The 3606-nt window shown below is 43.0% G+C and carries 4 protein-coding genes; all 4 read left to right on the top strand.

The features are described 5' to 3' along the window. The first annotated feature begins 141 nt into the window (after positions 1–141). The 4 genes from acpP to K4039_RS26485 all read left to right on the top strand — a co-directional run bounded on the left by acpP (position 142) and on the right by K4039_RS26485 (position 3499). Positions 142–396 (top strand): acyl carrier protein, encoded by a 255-nt coding sequence (gene acpP / locus K4039_RS26500; protein ID WP_265239487.1) that lies wholly within the window; start codon positions 142–144, stop codon positions 394–396. Between the two features lie 97 nt (positions 397–493). After that, entirely contained in the window at positions 494–1747 is a 1254-nt protein-coding gene (gene fabF / locus K4039_RS26495; protein WP_265239486.1) for a beta-ketoacyl-ACP synthase II, read from the top strand. A 79-nt stretch (positions 1748–1826) separates the two neighbouring features. Continuing rightward, positions 1827–3188 carry an AAA family ATPase gene (locus tag K4039_RS26490; protein ID WP_321161667.1) on the top strand — a complete coding sequence of 454 codons (1362 nt, stop codon included), beginning with the start codon at positions 1827–1829 and terminating at the stop codon, positions 3186–3188. 44 nt (positions 3189–3232) lie between these two features. Beyond that, on the top strand, positions 3233–3499 hold the full coding sequence (locus K4039_RS26485) for a hypothetical protein (protein WP_265239484.1): 267 nt from the start codon (positions 3233–3235) through the stop codon (positions 3497–3499). Positions 3500–3606 lie beyond the last annotated feature (107 nt).

The raw sequence follows: 3606 nt of genomic DNA, 5'->3' as shown, positions 1-3606 counted from the left end.
CCCCATCTCCATCTCCCCCTCTCCCCATCTCCCCATCTCCCCCTCTGCCTCGTGTCACTTAGAAAAGCGGCAAGCCTTTTTCTTGCAGATCCCCCTTTCGGATAAGATTAGATACGCAGCAACCAATGAGGACACGATGTTATGAGTCAAGACGACATTTTTGCCAGAGTCAAGAAAATTGTGGCCGATCAACTCGAAGTCGATCCGAGCGAAGTCAAGCCCGAAGCCAACTTTGCTAACGATTTAGGAGCAGACTCCTTAGATACAGTAGAGTTGGTCATGGCCTTGGAAGAAGAGTTTGATATTGAAATTCCCGACGAAGACGCCGAAAAAATTACCACGGTTCAAGCTTCTGTAGATTTCATCAGCGAGAAACTTGCAGCTCCAAAAGCATAAAATACCTCTCTTTTCCCCTAAGAGGAGAAAAGTTAAAAAACTAACAACTCCTCTTTTGTTCTGCGTTCTGGGTGTTTAATTTTTTGAAACTGAAATCATGACAAATTTAGAGCGTAAGCGCGTTGTTATCACTGGTCTCGGCGCGATTACACCGATCGGCAATACCTTGTCTGAATATTGGGACGGGTTGCTTGCTGGGAAGAATGGCATCGGCCCGATCACCTTATTCGATGCGTCGCGGCACGACTGCCGGATTGCTGGAGAGGTAAAGGGTTACGACCCACACGACTATTTAGAGCGCAAAGAAGCAAAGCGGATGGATCGCTTTGCTCAATTTGGGGTGTCAGCGAGCAAACAAGCTCTAGCTGATGCAAAGTTTGAGATTAATGACCTGAACGCAGAACAGGTGGGTGTCATTCTTGGCACCGGCATTGGCGGCCTCAAGGTTTTAGAAGACCAGCAAGAAATCTATCTGAATCGCGGCCCCGATCGATGCAGCCCGTTTATGATTCCGATGATGATTGCGAATATGGCCGCAGGCCTGACAGCGATTCACACTGGCGCCAAGGGGCCGAACTCTTGCACGGTGACGGCTTGTGCTGCGGGGTCAAATGCGGTGGGCGATGCGTTTCGCATGGTTCAGGGAGGTTACGCGCAAGCGATGATTTGCGGGGGTACGGAAGCTGCGGTGACACCTTTGTGTGTAGCGGGTTTTGCTGCGGCGAGGGCGCTTTCGACTCGTAATGATGACCCGACTCATGCTTGCCGTCCGTTCGATCGCGATCGTGACGGTTTTGTCGTCGGCGAAGGTGCTGGCATTCTGATTCTAGAAGAAATGGAGTACGCTTTGGCGCGCGGCGCCAGAATTTACGCAGAAATCGTCGGCTACGGTTTAACCTGCGATGCGTATCACATGACATCCCCAGTACCGGGGGGTGAAGGTGCATCGCGGGCGATCGCTTTAGCGCTCAAGGATGGCGGTTTAACGCCGGATATGGTGAGCTATATCAATGCTCACGGCACGAGCACGCTTCCCAACGATTCTACGGAAACGAATGCGATTAAAAAGACCTTGGGCGAAAGCGCTTACAAAGTAGCAATTAGTTCTACCAAGTCAATGACGGGTCACCTGTTGGGCGGTTCTGGGGGAATTGAAGCGGTGGCGACGGTAATGGCGATCGCCAATGACAAAATCCCGCCGACAATCAATCTGGAGAATCCCGATCCTGAGTGCGATTTAGACTATGTTCCGCATACAAGTCGCGATCTCAAAGTTGATGTAGCGCTGTCGAATTCCTTTGGATTTGGCGGCCACAACGTGACGCTGGCCTTCAAAAAGTTTGTTCCGTAACCGGAAGTCAGAAAGTCGCAAGTTAGAAGGTAAAAAATTAATTTTTTACCTTTTAATTTTTTAGATTCCTTGTTCAGTTATGGACTGTTATTGCTTCTGCCTTCTGCTATATAACCGGAACGATCGTATGAATCAACCAATTGTTAGATTTCTGAAAACCCAAAATTATAAAAATCTGCAATTAGAGCAGTCTGTAGATTTAAAAAAACTGAATATATTTATCGGATCGAACGGTTCAGGTAAAAGCAATTTTATCAGTTGTTTAAAATTTTTAAAAGATTGCCTGACATCTATTCCCGACGAAAATCGGGGCGTGAGTAGTTTTGAGGATGCTATTTCTAAATTTGGCGGTGATAAAATCTTAGATGTCAATGTTAAAACTCCAGCAAAAGTCAGTATTGCTTACTGTTTTTCGCAAATTTCCCAAACTGGTAATCTTCAAAAAGACAGCGCAATTCTTGATTTCAAACTTTATATCGATCGACAAAAAGTAAGGGCGAGCATCTCTGAAGAATATCTGTATGGCGGAGAAGATTTGCAGGAAACTTCTTCCAGCAAGCAAATTTTCTATTACTATGAATTACATGAAAGAGAATTAGGGCAAGGCTTTTTATATGTTTACACTTCTCCCGGTCAAGAGTCAACTCAGTTTCAACTTTTAGATAACATTCCTACAAATTCTTTGGGTTTATTGACAATTCCCATACTCCTTGAAAATAGTCAATTGCCCCCAGAAGATACACGACCTGTTTACAAAATTAGAAGAAAATTAATTGAATTCATTTCAAAATGGCAATTTTATAATGCCAACAACATGAACTTGAGTTTAATTAGAACCGCAGAACCTAAAATAGGTGGCAGTGATATTTATCTATCTGCTTCGGGAGATAATCTGCCTTTAGTCTTGTACAATTTAAACCAAAAATCTATCAATTTTGAAGATAGCATTAACGAGGCAATGAAGTCAATCCTCCCAAAAACTCGTCGCCTTAGAGCTTTACCTTCTGGTCGCCTATCTCTCACTGTAGAATGGTATTTTGAAGGTATTGATGATGAAGCATTTTACCTAAATGAAATGTCGGATGGAACTGTGAGGATGCTTTGTTGGGCAACTATTTTACATTCTCCACTGATTCCTTCTTTGATAGTTATTGATGAACCGGAATTAGGATTGCACGTATCGTGGATGCCAATTCTAGCTGAGTGGATCAAAAAAGCTGCCACCAAAACTCAGATAATTATTACTACACATAGTCCCGACCTTTTAGATCACTTTACTGATTGCTTAGAGAATGTTCTTTGTTTTTATCCGAAAAATAGAACACATTTCTCAATCAAATCTCTTTCAAAAGAAATGCTACAGCCAAAACTTGAACAGGGATGGGAATTAGGCGACTTATACCGTGTTGGCGATCCAACTATTGGAGGATGGCCGTGGTAGTGTGGGTTTTCTCTGGAGGCGGTGAATCTGAAGTTAGAGGCTTCTTGCCTTTTTTAGAAAAAACTTTTCCTGGGTGTAGATTTGAACGAAAAACACCAGTTCGTCAAAAACCCGGCCCGAAACCTAATAAAGCAGGTAGTTATGGAAAAACAGGTAACAGCTTAATCGAGCAAATTAAGGAAGAATTGCCCATCGCCTTAAAAGGAGAAGCAAATAAATGTGACCTAATTTTAGTTTTTGACGATTTGGATTGTCGTGATTCTCAGACACAAAAATCAAAAATATTGGCAGAGTTAGGAATGAAAATTTAATAACTTTAGCGTTGGTTAAATAGTCGGCACTGCACGATAATTCCATTTTGGTAGATATTCATCAAAAATAATTTTCATTGTTTCTTTAAATCCATTAGCTACTTTTC

The organism is Lyngbya sp. CCAP 1446/10, assembly GCF_026130175.1.
GTDB lineage: Bacteria > Cyanobacteriota > Cyanobacteriia > Cyanobacteriales > Microcoleaceae > Microcoleus.
Note: the sequence above shows the minus strand (reverse complement) of the source record. Positions and strands in the feature narration are given on the sequence as shown.

Coding starts and splice junctions, on each gene's coding strand:
- fabF (WP_265239486.1), top strand. CDS start 494: ATGACAAATTTAGAGCGTAAGCGCGTTGTTATCACTGGTCTCGGCGCG.
- K4039_RS26490 (WP_321161667.1), top strand. CDS start 1,827: ATGGACTGTTATTGCTTCTGCCTTCTGCTATATAACCGGAACGATCGT.
- acpP (WP_265239487.1), top strand. CDS start 142: ATGAGTCAAGACGACATTTTTGCCAGAGTCAAGAAAATTGTGGCCGAT.